This window comes from Streptomyces sp. NPDC034084, assembly GCF_055575535.1.
Genome location: NZ_JBVISK010000004.1, coordinates 107,297 through 125,529 on the forward strand (window position 1 = coordinate 107,297; position 18,233 = coordinate 125,529).

Consider the following 18,233-nt stretch of genomic DNA (forward strand, 5'->3'; position numbering starts at 1 on the left):
CACCGGGCGCGCCGGACGGCCTCACGCGCGCGTGGACGGCCGCGTCGCGCCCTGGACGGCGAGGACGACGAGGCCCACGCCCAGCCACACCACCCCCACCACCTGTGCGGCGGCCGAGGCCTCGACGATCACCGCGACCAGGATCGCCGCGCCGACCACCGGCAGGACGACGTGCTTCAGCCAGTGCGGCGGCCCCTCCGCCCGCCGTACGGCGAACCAGCCCACCACGCTCGCGTGCAGCAGGATGAAGGCGGTGAGCGCGCCGACGTCGACCACCGACACCAGGTGGTCGAGGCCGTCGTCCCGGCGCGCCGCCCACAGCGCCGCGATCATCGTGACGGTCGCCGCCACGAGCAGCGCCACCCGCGGGACGCCGCCGTCGGTGCGGGCGAGCAGATGCGGAAGGCGCCGGTCGCGGCCCATCGCGAACAGCAGCCTGCCGCCCGCCGCCTGCCCCGCGAGCGCCGCGAAGGCAGCGCCGATCGCCTTGGAGACGGCCACCAGATCGTGCAGCCAGCCCCCGACGGAGTCGTCCACGGCGTCGTAGAAGGTCGAGCCCTGCTTGGCCGGGTCGGCGGCGAGCTCGGCCGAGGAGAGCGGCTCGAGGAGCGCCACCAGCCAGGTCTGGGCCACGAACAGGACGCCCGCGAGCGCCAGGCAGAACAGCACCGCCCGCGCCACCTTCGCCGAGCCGCCCGTGACCTCCTCCGCGAAGGAGGCGATGGCGTCGAACCCCAGGTAGGACAGGACGGCCACCGACACCGCGCCCACCACCGCGGCGAGCGAGAACGAGACGTCGCCGGTGAGCGGTGACCACCAGTCGCGCAGCGCCCCGTCCCGTACGAGCGTCACCACCGCCGACACGATGAACACCAGGAGGACCACGATCTCCATCGCGAGCACCGCGAAGCCGACCCGGGCCGCCGCCCGCACGCCCCACAGGTTCAGCAGGGTGGTGACCACCACCGCGATCCCGGTCCACACCCACCGGTCCACGTCGGGGACCAGCGCCTCCATCGCGATGCCCGCGAAGAGGTAGGCGACGGCCGGGATCAGCAGGTAGTCGAGCATCGCCATCCACCCGGCGATGAATCCCGGCCCTTCGCCGAGGCCCTTGCGCGCGTACGTGAAGACCGAACCGGCCTGCGGCGCGACCCGCACCATCTGGGCGTAGCTGAACGCGGTGAACGCCATGGCGACGGTGGCCACGACGTACACCAGTGCGACGGCCCCGTGCGACTTCGCGTCGAGCGTGCCGAAGACGCCGACCGGCGCCATGGGGGCGATGAACAGCAGTCCGTACACGACAAGGTCACGGAATCCGAGATTCCGTCGGAGCCCCTCGTGGTCCGCCGCCTGCGTCTCCTGAGCCATGGCGCCAGTTTCGGCCACGGCGCCGCTCCAACCGCTCACCGACGCGGCCTTACGATGGGACGCATGACTGCAACGCCCGCGCCGACGCCCGATTCCGCCTCCGCGACGAACCGCCCGAAGCGTGTCCTGCTCGCCGCTCCCCGCGGCTACTGCGCGGGCGTGGACCGTGCCGTGATCGCCGTGGAAAAGGCCCTCGAGCAGTACGGGGCCCCGATCTACGTCCGGCACGAGATCGTCCACAACAAGTACGTTGTCCAGACCCTGGAGCGGAAGGGCGCGATCTTCGTCGACCAGGCGACCGAGGTGCCGCCCGGCAACATCGTGATGTTCTCCGCGCACGGCGTCGCCCCCACCGTCCACGAGGAGGCCCGCGAGGGCCGGCTCGCGACCATCGACGCCACCTGCCCGCTCGTCACCAAGGTCCACAAGGAAGCCGTCCGCTTCGCCAAGGAGGACTTCGACATCCTCCTCATCGGCCACGAGGGCCACGAGGAGGTCATCGGCACCTCCGGCGAGGCGCCCGACCACATCCAGCTGGTCGACGGCCCCGAGGACGTGGCCAAGGTCGAGGTCCGCGACCCCTCCCGGGTCGTCTGGCTCTCCCAGACCACGCTCTCGGTCGACGAGACGATGGAGACGGTCGACGCGCTGAAGGAGAAGTTCCCCCAGCTGATCTCCCCGCCGTCCGACGACATCTGCTACGCCACGCAGAACCGCCAGACCGCCATCAAGGAGCTCGCCGGCCAGGCCGAGCTGGTGATCGTCGTCGGCTCGAAGAACTCCTCCAACTCGATCCGCATGGTCGAGGTCGCCAAGCAGGCCGGTGTCCCCGCCGCGTACCTGGTCGACTTCGCCAGCGAGATCGACGAGGCCTGGCTGGAGGGCGTGACCAGCGTCGGCCTCTCCTCCGGCGCCTCCGTCCCGGACGTCCTGGTGCAGGAGGTCCTGGAGTGGCTCGCCGAGCGCGGCTACGCGGACGTGGAGATCGTCAAGACGGCCGACGAGTCCCTGACCTTCTCGCTGCCCAAGGAGCTCCGCAACAAGGACCTGCGCGCCGAGGCGCAGAAGCTCGCGGCCGCCGCGCCGGTCAAGGAGTAACACGGCGGTCAAGGAGTAACGCGGCGCGCCAGCCTTTACGGTGGGGTCCATGAACGTCTTCGGAGTGGACATCGGCGGCTCGGGCATCAAGGGCGCTCCCGTGGACTTGGAGCGCGGCGTGCTCACCGAGGAGCGCCACAAGGTACTGACCCCACAGCCCGCCACACCCGACGGTGTGGCGGGCTGCGTCGCGGAGGTCGTGGAGCATTTCGGCTGGACGGGGCCGGTGGGGGTGACCTTCCCCGGCGTCGTGACCGGATCGACGATTCGTACGGCCGCCAACGTCGACAAGTCGTGGATCGGCGTCGACGCCGGCACTCTCCTCGGCGACCGCCTCGGCGGGCTCCCGGTGACCGTCCTGAACGACGCGGACGCGGCCGGAGTCGCGGAGATGACCTTCGGCGCGGGCCGGGGCCGCAAGGGCACGGTGATCCTGCTGACCCTCGGCACCGGCATCGGCTCCGCCCTCTTCGTCGACGGCCGCCTCGTCCCGAACACCGAGCTCGGCCACCTGGAACTCAAGGGCCACGACGCGGAGACCCGCGCCTCGACGAAGGCCAAGGAGGACGAGGACCTCACCTGGGAGCACTGGGCGACCCGGCGCCTGAGCAAGTACCTCGCCCATGTGGAGATGCTCTTCTCGCCGGAGCTGTTCATCATCGGCGGCGGCGTCAGCCGCAAGGCGGACAAGTTCCTGCCCCTGATCGAGGGCATCCGCGCGGAGATCGTCCCGGCGGAGCTCCAGAACAACGCGGGGATCGTGGGGGCGGGAATGGCGGCGGGGGCGGGCTGAGGGGGCAGGGGCCGGGTTACGCGACGGGCCGGCGCCCGGCGGCGGGGGCCCGCCCGCCCGGCTTCTCACCCGCACCGACACCGGCCCCGGCGCCGGAAGCCGTTCGGGCGGTGGGGCGCTGATGGCGGCGCCCCATGTCCCGCACCTTGCGGACGCTCGTGATGAGACCGGCGACGAGGGTGCCGCCGTAGAGCCAGCCGGCGTGCACGGCGAGGGCGGTGACGACGGCCATGGCCTGGCCGCCGAAGCCGCCCGTGCCGCCGGCGATGGGGACGACCCCGACGGCGAAGGCGATGGGGACGCTGATCGGGGCGGTGACCAGGTCGGCGGTGCGGACCCAGAGCGCGGTGAGGGCGCTGACGGGCAGGAAGAGCAGCCCGTAGACGGCGGGGGAGCCGTCGAGGAGCAGCTGGTCGAGGAGACCGAGGACCAGCATGGCGGCCGAGGCGAAGAGCCCGGCGCCGAGGCCGGTGAGGCGCGGCGAGGGCAGCCGGCGCAGAGCGAGGACGACCGGCGGCACGGGCCGGCGGCCGGCGGGCCGCCGGGGAGCGCGCCCGGCAGGGGCGCCGGGGGCGCCCGCCACGGCCCGCTCCACGCGCGCGCGGCCCGGCGCGCGCCCGGCTCTGCCGGTCACGCGGTAGACGGCCGCGCCCTCCACGAGCGCACCGGGCGGTGCGACCGGCGGCGTGGCGGGGTTCTGGGGCCTTCGGCGGCCTTGCGGCTGACTTGTCCTGGGCTGCTCCACCCCACCAACGTAGGTCGGAAGAGGGCGGGAACCGGGTCCGGGACACGCCCTTTGGGTGACCTTGCCCCCGAGAACGACCGAAGGTCGGCGTCACTGGCCGGTTCGGCCCGCCCGTAAACTGGGGGATCGGCCCCCCGTCCACACTTCAGGAAGTCGCCACCGTGTCGCTCACGATCGGAATCGTCGGTCTGCCGAATGTCGGCAAGTCGACCCTGTTCAACGCCCTGACCAAGAACGACGTGCTGGCGGCCAACTACCCGTTCGCCACGATCGAGCCCAACGTCGGTGTCGTCGGTGTTCCCGACGCCCGCCTGACCAAGCTCGCGGAGATCTTCAACTCCCAGCGCATCCTCCCGGCGACCGTCGACTTCGTCGACATCGCGGGCATCGTGCGCGGCGCGAGCGAGGGCGAGGGCCTGGGCAACAAGTTCCTCGCGAACATCCGCGAGTCGGACGCGATCTGCCAGGTCATCCGCGCCTTCAAGGACGAGAACGTCGTCCACGTCGACGGCAAGGTCTCGCCGAAGGACGACATCGAGACGATCAACACGGAGCTGATCCTCGCGGACCTCCAGACGATCGAGAAGGTCCTGCCGCGCCTCCAGAAGGAGTCGCGGATCAAGAAGGACGTGGCGCCGAAGGTGGCCGCCGTCGAGGCCGCCCAGGCCATCCTGGAGAAGGGCGACACGCTCTTCTCGCAGGGCATCGTCCAGGGCTCGGAGAAGGCGGAGCTCCTGCACGACCTCCACCTCCTCACCACCAAGCCGTTCCTGTACGTCTTCAACGTGGACGAGGACGAGCTCACGGACGACGCCTTCAAGGCCGAGCAGAGCGCCCTGGTGGCCCCGGCCGAGGCGATCTTCCTCAACGCCAAGCTGGAGCAGGACCTCGCCGAGCTCGACGAGGAGGACGCCATGGAGCTCCTCCAGTCCGTCGGCGCCGAGGAGCCCGGCCTCGCCACCCTCGCCCGCGTCGGTTTCGCGACCCTCGGCCTCCAGACCTACCTGACGGCCGGCCCGAAGGAATCCCGCGCCTGGACGATCAAGCAGGGCGCGACCGCCCCCGAGGCGGCCGGTGTGATCCACACCGACTTCCAGAAGGGCTTCATCAAGGCCGAGGTCATCTCCTTCGCCGACCTCGTCGCCACGGGCTCGGTGGCCGAGGCCCGCGCGGCCGGCAAGGCCCGCATGGAGGGCAAGGAGTACGTCATGCAGGACGGCGACGTGGTGGAGTTCCGCTTCAACGTGTGATCGGTGATTACTGCGGGCTGGGGTCGTTCCTCAAGATCGCAGGCGGCAAGGGGTCGGCTCTTTCGGGAGTCGGCCCCTTGCCGCTTCCCGCGCTGTGTAGGTGCTGGATCGCCTGATGTGTCGTCACCTGGGCGAGGAGCCCTGGGCGGCGGGCAGTTCGAGCATCGGCTCGAAGGAGGACTCCTCCTCGCCGGGCACGTACGGGAGGAAGCCGTCGGGGACGGTGCGGGCGGCAGCGACAAGGAGCCGGTCCAGTACTTCCTGCTCGGTGGCCGGGGGGAGCCGAAGGGCGGCGAGCAGGCGGTCGCGGACGGCGGGACGGTCCGGGTGGCCCTCGAGGTGGTCGGCGCTGAGGGCCGGGGGCCGGAAGCCGGCCAGGGCGTCATGCCACGAAGGGAGGACGACGGCGAGGGTCAGGGCCTCGGCGAGCGACTCGGCACCCGCCACTGACAGCCCGGCACGGCCGGTCCGGACGGCGGTGGTTCCATGCGCCGAACGTTCCGCCTCACTGTGTGGCGGGTGACAGCGGATGGCCTGCAGGCGGTGCCAGTCGGGTCCGGCCGGGCGGGGCCCGTAGCTCGACCTCGTAGCCGCCCTGGGGGCCGGCTCGGCGGGGGTGGGTGGCTCTCCCACGTATCCTCGGTTCCTTGGCACGGGGAGAGGGATCGCGGAGGTATACAGGTGGAGTTCCGGCTGCTCGGCTCCGTCGCGTTGGTGGCGGAGGGCGGGGACGTAGCCTTGGGGCCCGCCAAGCGGTCCAGTCTGCTCGCCATGCTCCTGCTGCGGCCCAACAGCGCCGTGAACGTCAGTCAGTTGATCGACGCCCTGTGGGAGGAGGAGCCGCCCACGCACGCCAAGACCGTCCTCCAGGGGCACGTCTCGCGGCTGCGGGCGCTGCTCGCCGAGCACGGGGCCGAGGCGTACGGGGTCGAGCTCGCCACCCAGGGTTCGGCGTACGTGCTGCGGATGCCCGAATCGCTCGTGGACGCCCACCGTTTCGAGGAGCTCGTCGGGCTCGCCGGGGTGCAGCGCCGGCCCGCCGACGCGGTGCGGATGCTGCGGGAGGCGCTGTCGTACTGGCAGGGGCCGGCGCTCACCGGGACCGTGCACAGCAGGCTTCTCGAAGCCGCCGCCGGAGGCCTGGAGGAGATGCGTCTCGCGTCCGTGGAGGCGCTGGCGGAGGCGTACGGGCAGCTCGGCGAGCACGGCAGGGCCGCCGCCGTCCTGCGTACCGAGGCCGTCGCCCACCCGCTGCGCGAGTCCCTGGCCGCCGCGCTGATGCTGGCGCTCGCCCGTTCCGGCCGCCAGTCCGACGCGATCGACTGGTACCACCGGACGCGGCGGCTGCTCGCCGAGGAGCTCGGCGTCGACCCCGGGGAGACCCTCAGCGAGGCGTACGCGACGCTGCTCCGCTCCGCCGAGCCCCTTCCCGTGCCCCGCCCCGCCGTCGAGGCCAAGGCCCCCGTGCCCGAAAGCCTCCCACGGGCACCGCGCGGCTTCACCGGGCGTGGCGCCGAGCTGGCCGCGCTCGACCGCGCCGTCCGCGCCGGTGACGGCCCGGTGTGCCTGGTCACCGGCCCCGCGGGCGTCGGCAAGACCGCCTTCGCCGTCCACTGGGCCTACGAGCGGCGCGCCGACTTCCCCGACGGGCGGCTCTTCGCCGACCTGCGCGGCTTCAGCGACACCGCGGCGCCCGAGACGGCCGCCGTCCTGCGGGAGTTCCTGCTCGCCCTCGGCGTCCCGCCGCCCCGGATCCCGGAGACCGTCGACGCGCGCGGCGCGCTCTTCCGCTCCCTCACCGGCGGGCGCCGGCTGCTCGTCGTCCTCGACAACGCCCGCTCCTCCGAACAGGTCCGGCCGCTGCTCCCCGGCGGCGCCCCCTGCACGACGCTCGTCACCAGCCGCGACCGGCTCGGCGGGCTCATCGCCTCCGACGCCGCCCGTCCCGTGCCGCTCGGACACCTGCAGCCGGCCGCCTCGGCCGCCCTGCTCACCACCGTGCTCGGCGAGGAGCGGGTCACCGCCGAACCGGCCGCCGCCGCCCGCCTCGCCCGGCTCTGCGACGGCCTGCCGCTCGCCCTCCGGGTGACGGCGGCCCGGCTGGCCGAGCGGCCGCAGTGGACGCTCGACGCGATGGTCGGCGAACTCGCCGACGAACAGGGCAGGCTGGCGCTGCTCGACGTGGAGGACCGGGGCGTCTCCGCCGCGCTGCGCCTGACGGTGCAGCAGCTGCCGGAGTCCGCCGCCCGGCTGTTCCGCGCGATCGGCCTGCACACCGGCTCCGACCTGGACCGGTTCGCGGCGGGCGCGCTCGCCGGGACGACCCCCGGGCAGGCCTCCGCCGATCTCGACCGGCTCGCCGCCGCGCACCTGCTCACCGAGGCCGTCCCCGGCCGCTGGACGCCGCACGACCTGGTACGGCTCTACGCCCGCCAGCTCGCCCCGCAGGCCGACCCCGAGGGGCTGCCCCGGCTCCTCGACCACTACCTGTACACCGGCCTCGCCGCCGACGCCGCCGCGGAGCCCGGCTCGCAGCCCTGCTACTCGCTGCCCGCCGACGCCCGACGGCCCGCCGCGACGCGGGAGTTCGAGGACCGTACGGCGGCGCTCGACTGGTACGCGGCCGAGCGGCCGGCCCTGGAGGGGGCTGTCGCCGCCGCTGCCGCCCTGGGGATGCACGACCGGGCCTGGCGGCTCGCGCTCGTGCAGTGGCCGCTGATGCTCATGCGGATCGGGGACGGCTGGACACCGCTCCTGGAAGCCGGGCTCGCCTCCGCCGAGGCGGTCGGCGACCTCGACGCGCAGTCACGCACGCGTGCCCTGCTCGGGTGGATCCTGCACGAGGAGGAGCGGAACGCCGAAGCCCTCGTCCACCTGGAGAAGGCGCCCGGCCTGGCCGCACGGGCCGGTGACACGATCAGCGAGGCGATCGCCTACGTCAACTACGCGGCCGTCCTGGACGCGAGCGGAGAGCACGAGCGGGCCGGGCTGCTCATGCTGCACGCCGTCTCGCTCGCCGACCGCGCCGGACACCCCTCCACCCAGGTGCTGACGCTCCAGCACCTGGCGGGCCACTGCCTCAAGGCGGAGGAGTACGAGGCGGCGCTCGCGCACACCCTTCGCGCCGGGGAACTGGTCGCACCCGACGCCGTCGTCGTACGGGCGCAGCTGCAGATCACCCGGGGTGAGGCGCTGGTCGGCACCGGCCGCCTCGAAGAGGCCGCCGACCAGCTGGAACGGGCGATCGTCGCGGCCGAGGCAGCCGGCTTCACCGAGGGTTCGGCGCGGGCGGCGGCGCAGCTCGCGCGGCTGTCAGCGGATCGTTAGCGGTACGCAAGCGGGACGGCAGCGGGGACCGGGAAGCTGGATACAGCACCGGGGAGAGCACGACGGTGCAGCGAGGCACGTGCACCGAGCGCGTGCGTCGACCGACCGCGTCAACGGGGGAGAACCACCATGCGCAACCACCGCAGGAACACCGTCCTGGCCGCCGCCGCCATCGCCGCCCTCTCGCTGGGCCTGACCGCCTGCGGCGGCGGGGACGGGGCCACGGGCGCCAAGGACGCGGGGAGCGCGAGCTCCTCCCGGTCCGCCGCCGGTACGGCGGACAACGGCACGGGCGGCGCGGCCACCGCGGACCAGTCCGCCGCGAAGAGCGGCTCGGGCTCCACGGGCGGCTCGTCCACGGGAGGCTCGGCGGCCACCGGCTCCACCACCGGCGGCTCGAAGGCCGGTTCCACCACCGGAGGCACCGGAGGCACCGGAGGCACCGGAGGTACGTCCTCCGCCAAGACCCCCGCCTGCGCCTTCGGCGACATCAAGGTGACGGCGGCGAAGGCGGACGAGGTCCCGACCGAGCACATCACCCTCACCGCCACCAACACCTCCGGCCGCTCGTGCACCCTGCTCGAGTACCCGCTCATCGCCTTCGGCCCGATCCAGACCGCCAAGGACATCCCGGCCGTCGCCAAGAGCAAGCCGGCCACGCCGATCGTCGTGAAGCCCGGCGCGCCCGCCTACGCGAACGTGCGGATCGCGCTCGGTGGCGTCCACGAGGACAACAAGGTCGTGAAGGAGTTCAACGTGAACCTCTTCTCCGCGGAGGGCCCGGCCGAGGGCAGCATCGTCGTCAAGGCCCCGGCGGGCGGCCTCGCGGTCGACGAGTCCGCCGCGAAGACGGGCTACTGGACGTACGAGCTCCGCAACGGCGCCGACGAGTTCTGATCCGGGGACGCCCCGAGCCTCACGGGGCGGCCCTCTGATCCGGAGGATCGCCCCGCCGCTCGCGGGGCGATCCTCCGGTACGTGGCCGCCCCCGGCCCTCTGACAGGTGGCCGCCCCCGCGGCTCACGGGACCAGCCCCGTCTTCGCGCCCGCGCCGCACAGCGGCACCACCGTGAGGCCGGGCCGGGGCGGGGCCGCGCTCACCGCCGCCCAGCAGGCCACGCCGGTCGCCTCGACGAAGAGGCCCCGCCGGGCCAGGTCCCGCTGGGCGGTGCGGATCTGGTTTTCCGTCACCGTCAGGAACGTGCCGCCCGTCGCGCGGACCGCCCGCAGGATCTGGCGGGCGCGGGGCGGCGCCGGGATCGCGATGCCCTCGGCGAGGGTGGGGCGCGCGGCGGCCGGCGCGGTCAGGTCCTCCGCGCCCGCGTGGAAGGCCCCGGCCAGCGGGGACACGGCCTCCGCCTGGACGGCGACGAGCGCGGGGCGGGTGTCGGTGAGGCCGTGGCGGTGCAGCTCGTCGAGGGCGAGGGCGGCGCCGAGGAGCAGGGTGCCGTTGCCGACGGGGACGACGATCGTGTCCGGGAGGCGTCCGCCGAGCTCCTCCCACAGCTCGTAGACGTAGGTCTTGGTGCCGTGCAGGAAGTACGGGTTGTACACGTGGGAGGCGTAGAAGACGCCGGGACCGTCGGCGGCCTCGCGCGCCGCGCGGGCCGTCGCCTCCCGGTCGCCGGGCACCTCGACGACCCGGGCCCCGTGCGCCCGGATCTGCTCCAGCTTCTTCGGGGACGTGCCCTCCGGTACGTACACGACGCAGTCGAGCCCGGCCCGCGCGCTGTACGCCGCGATCGCCGTCCCCGCGTTGCCGCTGCTGTCGGCGACGACCGTGCGCGGCTCCAGGCGGCGGGCGTGCGCGGCGAGCATCACGGCGCCCCGGTCCTTGAAGGACAGCGTCGGCATGAGGAAGTCGAGTTTGGCCGAGACCGGGGCGGTGGCCGAGGTCGTGAGGGGGACGAGCGGGGTACGGCCCTCGCCGAGGCTCACCTCGGGCCCGTACGGGAGCGGAGGCAGCGCTTCCTCGTAACGCCACAAGGAATTCACACGTGAGGTGAGTGACGGGAGAGGAACCGGCGCGCTCTCGAAGGCGAGGTCCCAGGGCCCCCGGCACTTCGGACAACACCAGGTGAGGGCGTCGGTGGGGGACTGGATCCGGCAGCGGGGGCACTCGTAGGCGGTCATGAACCGCAGCATGTCAGTTGGATGGCAAGGGTGTTGCGGGGCGGTGAGAGCCCTTGCCTGATTCCTATGGATCGGTCAATCTTTCGCTCGGCAGCCGGACGTGTGAGACGGCGCGGGCCTCCCGAGTCGTGTTGACGTGTCCATGCTGTGTTCGTGTCGTGCTCCTGCCTTACCCCACGAGGAGGACCCCCCACATGTCAGTGACGCGTACACCACGTCGCCGGACGGCCACCGCCGCGGCCATCGCCGTCGCCGCCCTCGCCCTCGGCTCCCTCACCGCCCTCCCGGCGGCCGCCGCGCCCCCCGCCCCCGAAGGCGTCATCGAGAACGCCGGGGCCGAAGGCACCGTCCCCGGCAGCTACATCGTCACCCTCGACGAGTCCGCGCAGGCCGAGACCGCCAAGGGCCGGGCCGTGGCCGCCAAGTTCGGCGCGAAGATCAAGCGCACGTACACCGCCGCGATCAACGGCTACTCCGTCGAGCTCTCCGAGGCCCAGGCGCGGAAGCTCGCCGCCGACCCGGCCGTGAAGTCCGTCGTCCAGAACCGCGTCTTCCACGTCGACGGCGCCCAGCCCTCCCCGCCCTCCTGGGGCCTGGACCGGATCGACCAGAAGGCCCTTCCGCTGAACCAGAGCTACACCTACCCGGACACCGCGGGCCAGGGCGTCACGGCGTACATCATCGACACCGGCGTACGCATCACCCACACCGACTTCGGCGGCCGCGCCTCCTACGGCTACGACGCCATCGACAACGACAACACCGCCCAGGACGGCCACGGCCACGGCACCCACGTCGCCGGAACGGTCGGAGGCACCTCCTACGGCGTCGCCAAGAAGGCGAAGATCGTCGGCGTCCGCGTCCTCGACAACTCCGGCTCCGGCACCACCGAGCAGGTCGTCGCGGGCATCGACTGGGTCACGCGCAACGCCGTCAAGCCGGCCGTCGCCAACATGAGCCTCGGGGGCGGCGTCGACAGCGCCCTCGACCAGGCCGTCCGCAACTCGATCGCCTCCGGCGTCACCTACGCGGTCGCGGCCGGCAACGAGACCGACAACGCCGCCAACCACTCGCCCGCGCGCGTGGCCGAGGCCATCACGGTCGGCGCCACCACGTCGAGCGACGCCAAGGCCAGCTACTCCAACTACGGCAGCGGCCTGGACCTCTTCGCCCCGGGCTCCTCCATCACCTCGTCCTGGGGAACCGGCGACACCGCTACCAACACCATCTCCGGTACGTCGATGGCGACCCCGCACGTCGCCGGCGCCGCCGCCCTCTACCTGGCGGCCAACCCGACGGCGACCCCGGCACAGGTCTCCACGGCCCTCGTGACCGCCGCCACCCCGAACGTCGTCACCAGCCCCGGCACCGGCTCCCCGAACCGGCTGCTGTACGTCGGCGGAGGCACCACCCCGCCGCCCACCGGGCCGAAGTTCGAGAACACCACGGACTACGCGATCAACGACAACGCGACCGTCGAGTCCCCGGTCACCGTCAGCGGCGTCACGGGCAACGCCCCCGCCGCCCTCCAGGTGCCGGTGAACATCGTCCACACCTACATCGGCGACCTCCAGGTCCAGCTGATCGCCCCCGACGGCTCGGCGTACACGCTGAAGGCCTTCGGCACCGGCGGCAGCGCGGACAACATCAACACCACGTACACCGTGAACGCCTCCTCGGAGGTCGCCAACGGCACGTGGAAGCTGCGGGTCACGGACAACGCGTCCATCGACACCGGGAAGATCGACTCCTGGGCCCTGCAGTTCTGACCCGGTCCACGCCTGAACAAGGGGGGCGGTCGCCTACGGGCGGCCGCCCCTTACGTACGATGCGCGACCGATCGTTTGTTCGCGTCGCCCGTCCGCAACAGGAGCCCGTACCCGTGGAGCCGAGCCAGCCGACACCGCCCCCGCCGCCGCCCACGGGCGGCCCGCAGCCCGGTGGATGGCCCGCCCCGGGCCCGTACACCTCCCCGGGGATGCCCTACACGGCCGGCCCCTACGCCGGGGGCCCGCCCGGCGCACCGGGAGCCGTCCCCTACGGGCAGCCGCCGCGGCGCTCCACCAACGGTCTCGCCATCGGCTCCCTGGTCTCCGGCATCGTCTGCTGCCTCCCGCCCCTCGGACTGATCCTCGGCCTCGCCGCCCTCCCGCAGATCAGGAAGAAGGAGCAGGCGGGCAAGGGGCTCGCGATCGCCGGCATCGTCCTCTCCGCCGTCAGCACCCTGCTGCTCGCCACCGGCCTCGCGACCGGCGGCTTCAGCTCGGCCTGGAACGGCTTCAAGAAGGGCGTGGACGAGGCCTCCCGCTCCCAGTCGGCCTACGAGCTGCGCAAGGGACAGTGCTTCACCGACGGCAGCCAGGGAGAGGAGTACGCGACGGACGTCAGGGTCGTCGACTGCGCCGGCCCGCACGACGGCGAGGTCAGCGGCGGCTTCCAGGTCACCGGCGTCGCCGAGTGGCCCGGCGACGACGCGATCGAGTCCCTCGCGGAGCAGCGCTGCGAGCCGATCAACGCGGCGTACGCGATGGACACCTGGGCGATCCCCCGGGACGTCGGGCTCTCCTACTACCAGCCCAGCAGCCAGAGCTGGCGCCTCGGCGACCGCACGGTGACCTGCGCGCTCGCCCGTGACAAGAAGCCGTTCTCGGGCTCGCTGCGCTCCGACTCGACCCGTCTGACCCTCGACCAGGAGCACTTCCTGCTGAGCGTCAACCCGATCGAGACGGTCGTCTACCGGGAGCCGGAGGAGGACGCGGACGAGGACTTCGCGGCCAACAAGGCGTGGGCCGGGGAGCTGCTGGCCGCGATCGACGAGGCACGCGCGGGTATCAAGGACCACGACTGGCCCGGCACGTCCAAGGCCTCGCTCGCGGCGCTCGGCAAGGAGCTGGACGCGGCCTCGAAGCGGTGGGGCAGGCTGGCCGGCGCGGCCGACGCGGACGCCTACTGGGAGGCGTACGACTCCGCCTGGGACGCGCTCCCCGAGGACCTGGGCGCCGAGGCGCGGACCGCGCTCGGCCTGACGGACACGCCGCCGGCGGGCGAGGGCACCTCGGCCTGAGCCCGGCCGGTACGAGAACGGGGCCGGGTCTCCCTCGTCGGGAGGCCCGGCCCCGTCGCGTGCGGACCGGAGCCGGTGGACCGGGGACGGCGGCCCGTGACCGACCGCCGTTCCGGAACACCGTGAGCGGCGGGGCACCGGTCCGCGGCTCTCGGACCCGGCCTTCGGCGGGCCGGGAAGGGGGTGTCAGCGCCGGGTGAGACCCCGGTCGACGGCGGTGATCAGCTCGCCGTCCGGGGTGTCCCCGTCGAGGGACCAGACCATCGCGCCGCCGAGCCCGCGCTGCCGCACGTAGGACGCCTTGGTGCGCAGTACGGTCGGGTCGTCGTACGTCCACAGGGTGGTGCCGTCGAAGAGCCAGGCGTGGCCGTTCCGATGGCCTCGATACAGCGTGTACGTCCCCGACTCCGCCAGCTTCTTCAGGTACTTGTAGTCCTCGGAGCCGGCCGTCCAGGTCGCGGGGGCGGGGCCGGTCGCCCGCTGCCCGAGCCCGTCGCCGCCGCCGGTCACCCCGGTCCAGCCCTGGCCGTAGAAGGGCATGCCGACCACGAGCTTCCGGGCGGGGGCGCCGCGCCGCAGCCAGGCCGTGACGGTCTGGTCGACGCTGAAGTCGTTCCTGGCGTAGAGCGCGGACTGCTGGGCGGTCGTCCTCTCGCCGGAGACGTGGAAGTCGTAGCCCTGGAGGTTGACGAAGTCGAGGTCCCGCATGATCTTCGCGACGTCGAAGCCGGCGTCGATCTTGGCGGGGGCGGTGGGCACGTACGCGCTGAGGTCGTAGTGCTTCCGCCGCGGCAGAGAGCGGCCGTAGGCGTCGAGCTGCGTGCGGAACTCCCGTACGAGCTCGGTGAAGTTCGGCTTGTCCTCGGGGCTGATCACGTTCCCGGGGGCGCCGTCGGAGCCCGGCCACTCCCAGTCCAGGTCGACGCCGTCGAAGAGCCCGGCGGCGGCTCCGGCGCCCCCGCGGGCGCCGTCGACGGGGAGGTTGCCCTTGATGTACGTGTCGACGCAGGAGGCGACGAGGGTCTTGCGTCCGGCGTCGGTGCGCACGGCGTCGGAGAAGTGCGCGGAGCCGCTCCAGCCGCCCAGGGAGATCATGATCTTGAGGCCGGGGTTCTGCGCCTTGAGCTCGCGCAGTTCGTTGAAGTTCCCGGCAAGGCGCTGGTCGGCGGTGTCACCGACGCCGTCCACGGAGTTCGCGGCGTCGACGGGGCGGACGTAGTCGGCCCAGGGGTCCGAGCCCGGGGCGTTGCCCATGAGGCACTTGCCGTCCGGGCCGACCACGCCGAAGGCGTAGTTGATGTGGCTCAGCCTGGCGGCGGTTCCGCTCGTCCGGAGGTCCTTGACCTGGAAGTTCCGGCCGTAGATGCCCCATTGGGTGAAGTATCCGATCCGCTTGAGCGCGGGCGGGTGCGCGTGGGTGTGCGCGGTCGCGTCGGCGGCGGGCGCCAGCGCGGCGAGGAGGCCGAGGGCGGTCGCGGCGGCGGCGCCGAAGGTCAGCTTGGTCAGGGCTCGGGGGCGCATGGGCTCGTTCCTGTGCGAGGCGGGATGGAGCGTGCGGCAGGAACCTATTGGTCTGGACCAATAGGGGTCAAGGGGTCGGGTGGCATCGCTCCGGGGTGACCGTTGGTAGCCAAACCGTCATCACTTCGAGTGAAACTTTGGCCCATGCTTGCGGATCGCGACAGTCGGTTGCCAGGGTGTAGCTGTCAGTCAACCTGAGGGGAGTGTCCAGTGACGTTCGGTGAGCAGCCCGCCTATCTGCGCGTGGCGAGCGATCTGCGGGAGAAGATCGCCAACGGCTCGCTTCCGCCGCATACCCGCCTCCCCTCGCAGGCGCGCATCCGCGAGGAGTACGGGGTGTCGGACACCGTCGCGCTGGAGGCTCGCAAGGTACTCATGGCCGAGGGGCTCGTGGAGGGGCGTTCGGGTTCGGGGACCTATGTGCGTGAGCGGCCCGTGCCGCGGCGGATCGCCCGCTCCGGTTACCGTCCCGCGTCCGGCGCCAGCCCCTTCCGCCAGGAGCAGGCCGCCGAAGGGGCCCGCGGCACCTGGGAGTCGCGCAGCGAGCAGGAGCCGGCGAGCGCCGAGGTGGCCGAGCGGCTCGGCATCGAGCCGGGGGAGCGGGTGATGCGCACGCGGTACGTGTACCGGGACGGAGGTGAGCCCATGATGGTCTCCACCTCCTGGGAACCCCTCGCCGTCACGGGTCGGACGCCCGTCATGCTGCCCGAGGAGGGCCCCCTCGGCGGCTGCGGCGTCGTCGAGCGCATGGCGGCCATCGACGTGGTCGTGGACAACGTGGTGGAGGAGGTGGGGGCCCGGCCCGGCCTCGCCGAGGAACTCCTGGCCCTCGGCGGCGTACCGGGGCACGTGGTCATGGTCGTCGAGCGGACCTACTACGCCTCGGGCCGCGCCGTCGAGACGGCCGATGTCGTCGTCCCCGCCGACCGCTACCGCATCGCGTACCACCTGCCGGTGCGCTGAGGTGCGGTGACCGTTCAACGGGGCCGGGTGTGCGGGGGATGGGACCGTGGGGCGATGGGGCGTCAGCTCGTATAGCCGCCCGACGATCGCGCGCCGTCGGCCGCCGCCACTTCTAACTGCCCCGGCCCAGCGCGGTGAACGGCCCCGGCGTCGAGGTCGGCGACGTCGCCGACGAGCCGGCCCCGCACCCGCGCGGAGCGCGAGACGGTCCACGAGCTGCCGGGCATCGCCGACTGTCCGGTGCGTCCGGCCCCGTCCGTGACGCGGGCGTCCGGCGGGAGACTGCCCGTCCCCGCCAACTCTCCGCATCCGCGAGGCGAGGGTCGCCGCGGAAGACCGCCCGCCCCCGCCGACTCTCCGCCGGCGCCCGGGGCGTGCCCTTCGGCCGCCCTCCGGCGGTTACCGGCCGATCCGTGCCTCTTTGTGAGAACCCATATCCGCTGTGTGAAGGTCAGGCGTAAGCTCCGGCATATGCGCATTGCGGTTTCCCGGAGATCCTTAACGGTGCCCGGACCGGCGGAGGGAGAAGCCTGATGACCGACAACGGCCCCGTCCTTTCCTGGCTCGTCATACGGCAGGACGACAACGGCAACCGCTACCGGGTGGGCCGGTACGCCACCAGGGACGAAGCCCAGAAGATCGCGGACAGTCTCGACGACCGCGGCCACCAGCAGCTCTACTCGGTCGAGCGCATCGGCAGCCCCGCCCTCTGACCCCGGCGGGCACCGACTGTGCCGACCCCGGCGGGCGCCGACCGGGTCGGGCTACGCTCGCGCCCATGACGGAACGCACCACCGACCCCGCCACGCCTCACCAGCCCCACCGCGACGCCGGCCCCGGCCAGGAGGCCGGCGTCGTGGTCGTCGCGGGAGCCCTGTACGACCGGGGGCGGCTGCTCGCCGCGCGACGCAGCGCCCCAGCCGAACTGGCCGGCCGCTGGGAACTGCCCGGCGGCAAGCTCGAACCGGGCGAGAGCCCGGAGGAAGCCCTGGTCCGCGAGCTCCGGGAGGAACTCGGGGTGGAGGTGGAGCCGGGTGAACGCATCCCCGGCGAGTGGCCGCTGAAGCCCGGGTACGTCCTGCGGGTGTGGACCGCCCGGCTGCTCTCCGGTGAACCGCGCCCCCTGGAGGACCACGACGAACTCCGTTGGCTCTCCCGGCACGAGCTGGACTCGGTCGACTGGCTCGACCAGGACCGTCCCGCCGTCGCCGAGGCCGGGCTGAGACTGCCGGCGACCCTCGCCGACGGAGCGTGCGACTGACTCCCTACGCCGTTCGTGCCACCGTGCGCCCGCAGACGCGCCCGGCGGGATATCCCGCCCCAAATAGCGGGTATGTCCAGAATGACCCCTCGGGAGGGGGCGGGGATCTTCCTGCTGACGCACGGCTGGGGAAGTGATCGGGTGTGATCGACACCGACGGCGACCGCGCGGAGTGGAACTTCCCCGCGGAGGCGAACGTCGTGCGTACAGCTCGGCACGCGGTGCGCGAGACCCTGCGGGCCTGGGAGCTCGACAAGACCCTCGGCGATGTCACCGTCCTGCTGGTCAGCGAGCTGGTGACCAACTCCCTGCGGTACGCCTCCGGCCCCATCGGGGTCCGTCTCGTCCGCCCCCGATCCGAGGAAGCCGACCGGACGCAGCCGCCGGCGCTCCTGGTGGAGGTCTCCGATCCGCTTCCGGATCCACCGACCGAGCGGGCCCCCGGGCCGGAGGACGAAGGGGGCCGCGGCCTCGCTCTCGTGGCCTGTTCCGCCCGCCGCTGGGGAACCCGTAGAGGAAGGACGGGCAAAACCGTATGGTTCGAGCTGGCTCTCCCTGGTGAGTAAACAGGGTGGGACAACGATCACCGGTACTCGGCCAGGGCCGAACGAGACCACCCTGTGATCGTGAACGTCGTGCCGTCGGGGCCTGCCGTATTGAATACTGCGGGCATGGCCGGTCCGGTGCGGTGAGCTGGAGGGGAC

At 72.8% G+C, this 18,233-nt stretch carries 16 protein-coding genes; 11 read left to right on the forward strand and 5 right to left on the reverse strand.

Going from position 1 to position 18,233, the window contains the following annotated elements; genetic code table 11:
- Nucleotides 1–21: 21 nt before the first annotated feature.
- Nucleotides 22–1,374: an APC family permease gene (locus tag ACZ51I_RS15625; protein WP_468875863.1), complete on the reverse strand. Its 1,353-nt coding sequence runs from the start codon at nucleotides 1,372–1,374 to the stop codon at nucleotides 22–24.
- Between the two features lie 54 nt (nucleotides 1,375–1,428).
- Between ACZ51I_RS15625 and ACZ51I_RS15630 the strand changes: the two genes are divergently transcribed.
- Nucleotides 1,429–2,472 carry a 4-hydroxy-3-methylbut-2-enyl diphosphate reductase gene (locus ACZ51I_RS15630; protein WP_468875865.1) on the forward strand — a complete coding sequence of 348 codons (1,044 nt, stop codon included), beginning with the start codon at nucleotides 1,429–1,431 and terminating at the stop codon, nucleotides 2,470–2,472.
- Between the two features lie 49 nt (nucleotides 2,473–2,521).
- Nucleotides 2,522–3,265 (forward strand): polyphosphate--glucose phosphotransferase, encoded by a 744-nt coding sequence (ppgK, locus tag ACZ51I_RS15635; RefSeq protein WP_468875867.1) that lies wholly within the window; start codon nucleotides 2,522–2,524, stop codon nucleotides 3,263–3,265.
- Nucleotides 3,266–3,281: 16 nt separating this feature from the next.
- Here ppgK and ACZ51I_RS15640 read toward each other — a convergent pair whose 3' ends face one another.
- Nucleotides 3,282–4,010, reverse strand: coding sequence for a DUF6542 domain-containing protein (locus tag ACZ51I_RS15640; protein WP_468875870.1), 729 nt, complete (start codon nucleotides 4,008–4,010; stop codon nucleotides 3,282–3,284).
- A gap of 161 nt (nucleotides 4,011–4,171) precedes the next feature.
- On the opposite strand from ACZ51I_RS15640, the gene ychF reads away from it, so the two are divergent.
- Nucleotides 4,172–5,260: a redox-regulated ATPase YchF gene (ychF, locus tag ACZ51I_RS15645; protein WP_468875872.1), complete on the forward strand. Its 1,089-nt coding sequence runs from the start codon at nucleotides 4,172–4,174 to the stop codon at nucleotides 5,258–5,260.
- A gap of 123 nt (nucleotides 5,261–5,383) precedes the next feature.
- Here ychF and ACZ51I_RS15650 read toward each other — a convergent pair whose 3' ends face one another.
- Nucleotides 5,384–5,707, reverse strand: a complete 324-nt coding sequence (locus ACZ51I_RS15650) for a hypothetical protein (protein ID WP_468875874.1) — start codon at nucleotides 5,705–5,707, stop codon at nucleotides 5,384–5,386.
- A gap of 234 nt (nucleotides 5,708–5,941) precedes the next feature.
- On the opposite strand from ACZ51I_RS15650, the gene ACZ51I_RS15655 reads away from it, so the two are divergent.
- Nucleotides 5,942–8,587, forward strand: coding sequence for an AfsR/SARP family transcriptional regulator (locus ACZ51I_RS15655; protein ID WP_468875876.1), 2,646 nt, complete (start codon nucleotides 5,942–5,944; stop codon nucleotides 8,585–8,587).
- Nucleotides 8,588–8,716: 129 nt separating this feature from the next.
- Nucleotides 8,717–9,484: a DUF4232 domain-containing protein gene (locus tag ACZ51I_RS15660; protein WP_468875878.1), complete on the forward strand. Its 768-nt coding sequence runs from the start codon at nucleotides 8,717–8,719 to the stop codon at nucleotides 9,482–9,484.
- Nucleotides 9,485–9,607: 123 nt separating this feature from the next.
- Here ACZ51I_RS15660 and ACZ51I_RS15665 read toward each other — a convergent pair whose 3' ends face one another.
- The gene (locus ACZ51I_RS15665; protein ID WP_468875880.1) at nucleotides 9,608–10,732 is read right to left on the reverse strand and encodes a threonine synthase; all 1,125 of its coding nucleotides are present in this window, start codon (nucleotides 10,730–10,732) and stop codon (nucleotides 9,608–9,610) included.
- A 182-nt stretch (nucleotides 10,733–10,914) separates the two neighbouring features.
- Here ACZ51I_RS15665 and ACZ51I_RS15670 point away from each other — a divergent pair, with 182 nt between their 5' ends.
- Nucleotides 10,915–12,489, forward strand: a complete 1,575-nt coding sequence (locus ACZ51I_RS15670; protein WP_468875882.1) for a S8 family peptidase — start codon at nucleotides 10,915–10,917, stop codon at nucleotides 12,487–12,489.
- A gap of 113 nt (nucleotides 12,490–12,602) precedes the next feature.
- The gene (locus tag ACZ51I_RS15675; protein WP_468875884.1) at nucleotides 12,603–13,784 is read left to right on the forward strand and encodes a DUF4190 domain-containing protein; all 1,182 of its coding nucleotides are present in this window, start codon (nucleotides 12,603–12,605) and stop codon (nucleotides 13,782–13,784) included.
- Nucleotides 13,785–13,970: 186 nt separating this feature from the next.
- Here ACZ51I_RS15675 and ACZ51I_RS15680 read toward each other — a convergent pair whose 3' ends face one another.
- Nucleotides 13,971–15,305, reverse strand: a complete 1,335-nt coding sequence (locus tag ACZ51I_RS15680) for a glycoside hydrolase family 18 protein (protein WP_468875886.1) — start codon at nucleotides 15,303–15,305, stop codon at nucleotides 13,971–13,973.
- Nucleotides 15,306–15,515: 210 nt separating this feature from the next.
- On the opposite strand from ACZ51I_RS15680, the gene ACZ51I_RS15685 reads away from it, so the two are divergent.
- From ACZ51I_RS15685 to ACZ51I_RS15700, 4 genes are all read left to right on the forward strand, one after another.
- Entirely contained in the window at nucleotides 15,516–16,268 is a 753-nt protein-coding gene (locus tag ACZ51I_RS15685; protein WP_041131058.1) for a GntR family transcriptional regulator, read from the forward strand.
- 533 nt (nucleotides 16,269–16,801) lie between these two features.
- The gene (locus ACZ51I_RS15690; protein WP_468875889.1) at nucleotides 16,802–16,981 is read left to right on the forward strand and encodes an SPOR domain-containing protein; all 180 of its coding nucleotides are present in this window, start codon (nucleotides 16,802–16,804) and stop codon (nucleotides 16,979–16,981) included.
- 65 nt (nucleotides 16,982–17,046) lie between these two features.
- A complete protein-coding gene (locus tag ACZ51I_RS15695; RefSeq protein WP_468875891.1) occupies nucleotides 17,047–17,529 on the forward strand; it encodes a (deoxy)nucleoside triphosphate pyrophosphohydrolase in 483 nt (160 codons plus the stop codon).
- 143 nt (nucleotides 17,530–17,672) lie between these two features.
- Nucleotides 17,673–18,095 (forward strand): ATP-binding protein, encoded by a 423-nt coding sequence (locus ACZ51I_RS15700; protein ID WP_468875893.1) that lies wholly within the window; start codon nucleotides 17,673–17,675, stop codon nucleotides 18,093–18,095.
- Nucleotides 18,096–18,233 lie beyond the last annotated feature (138 nt).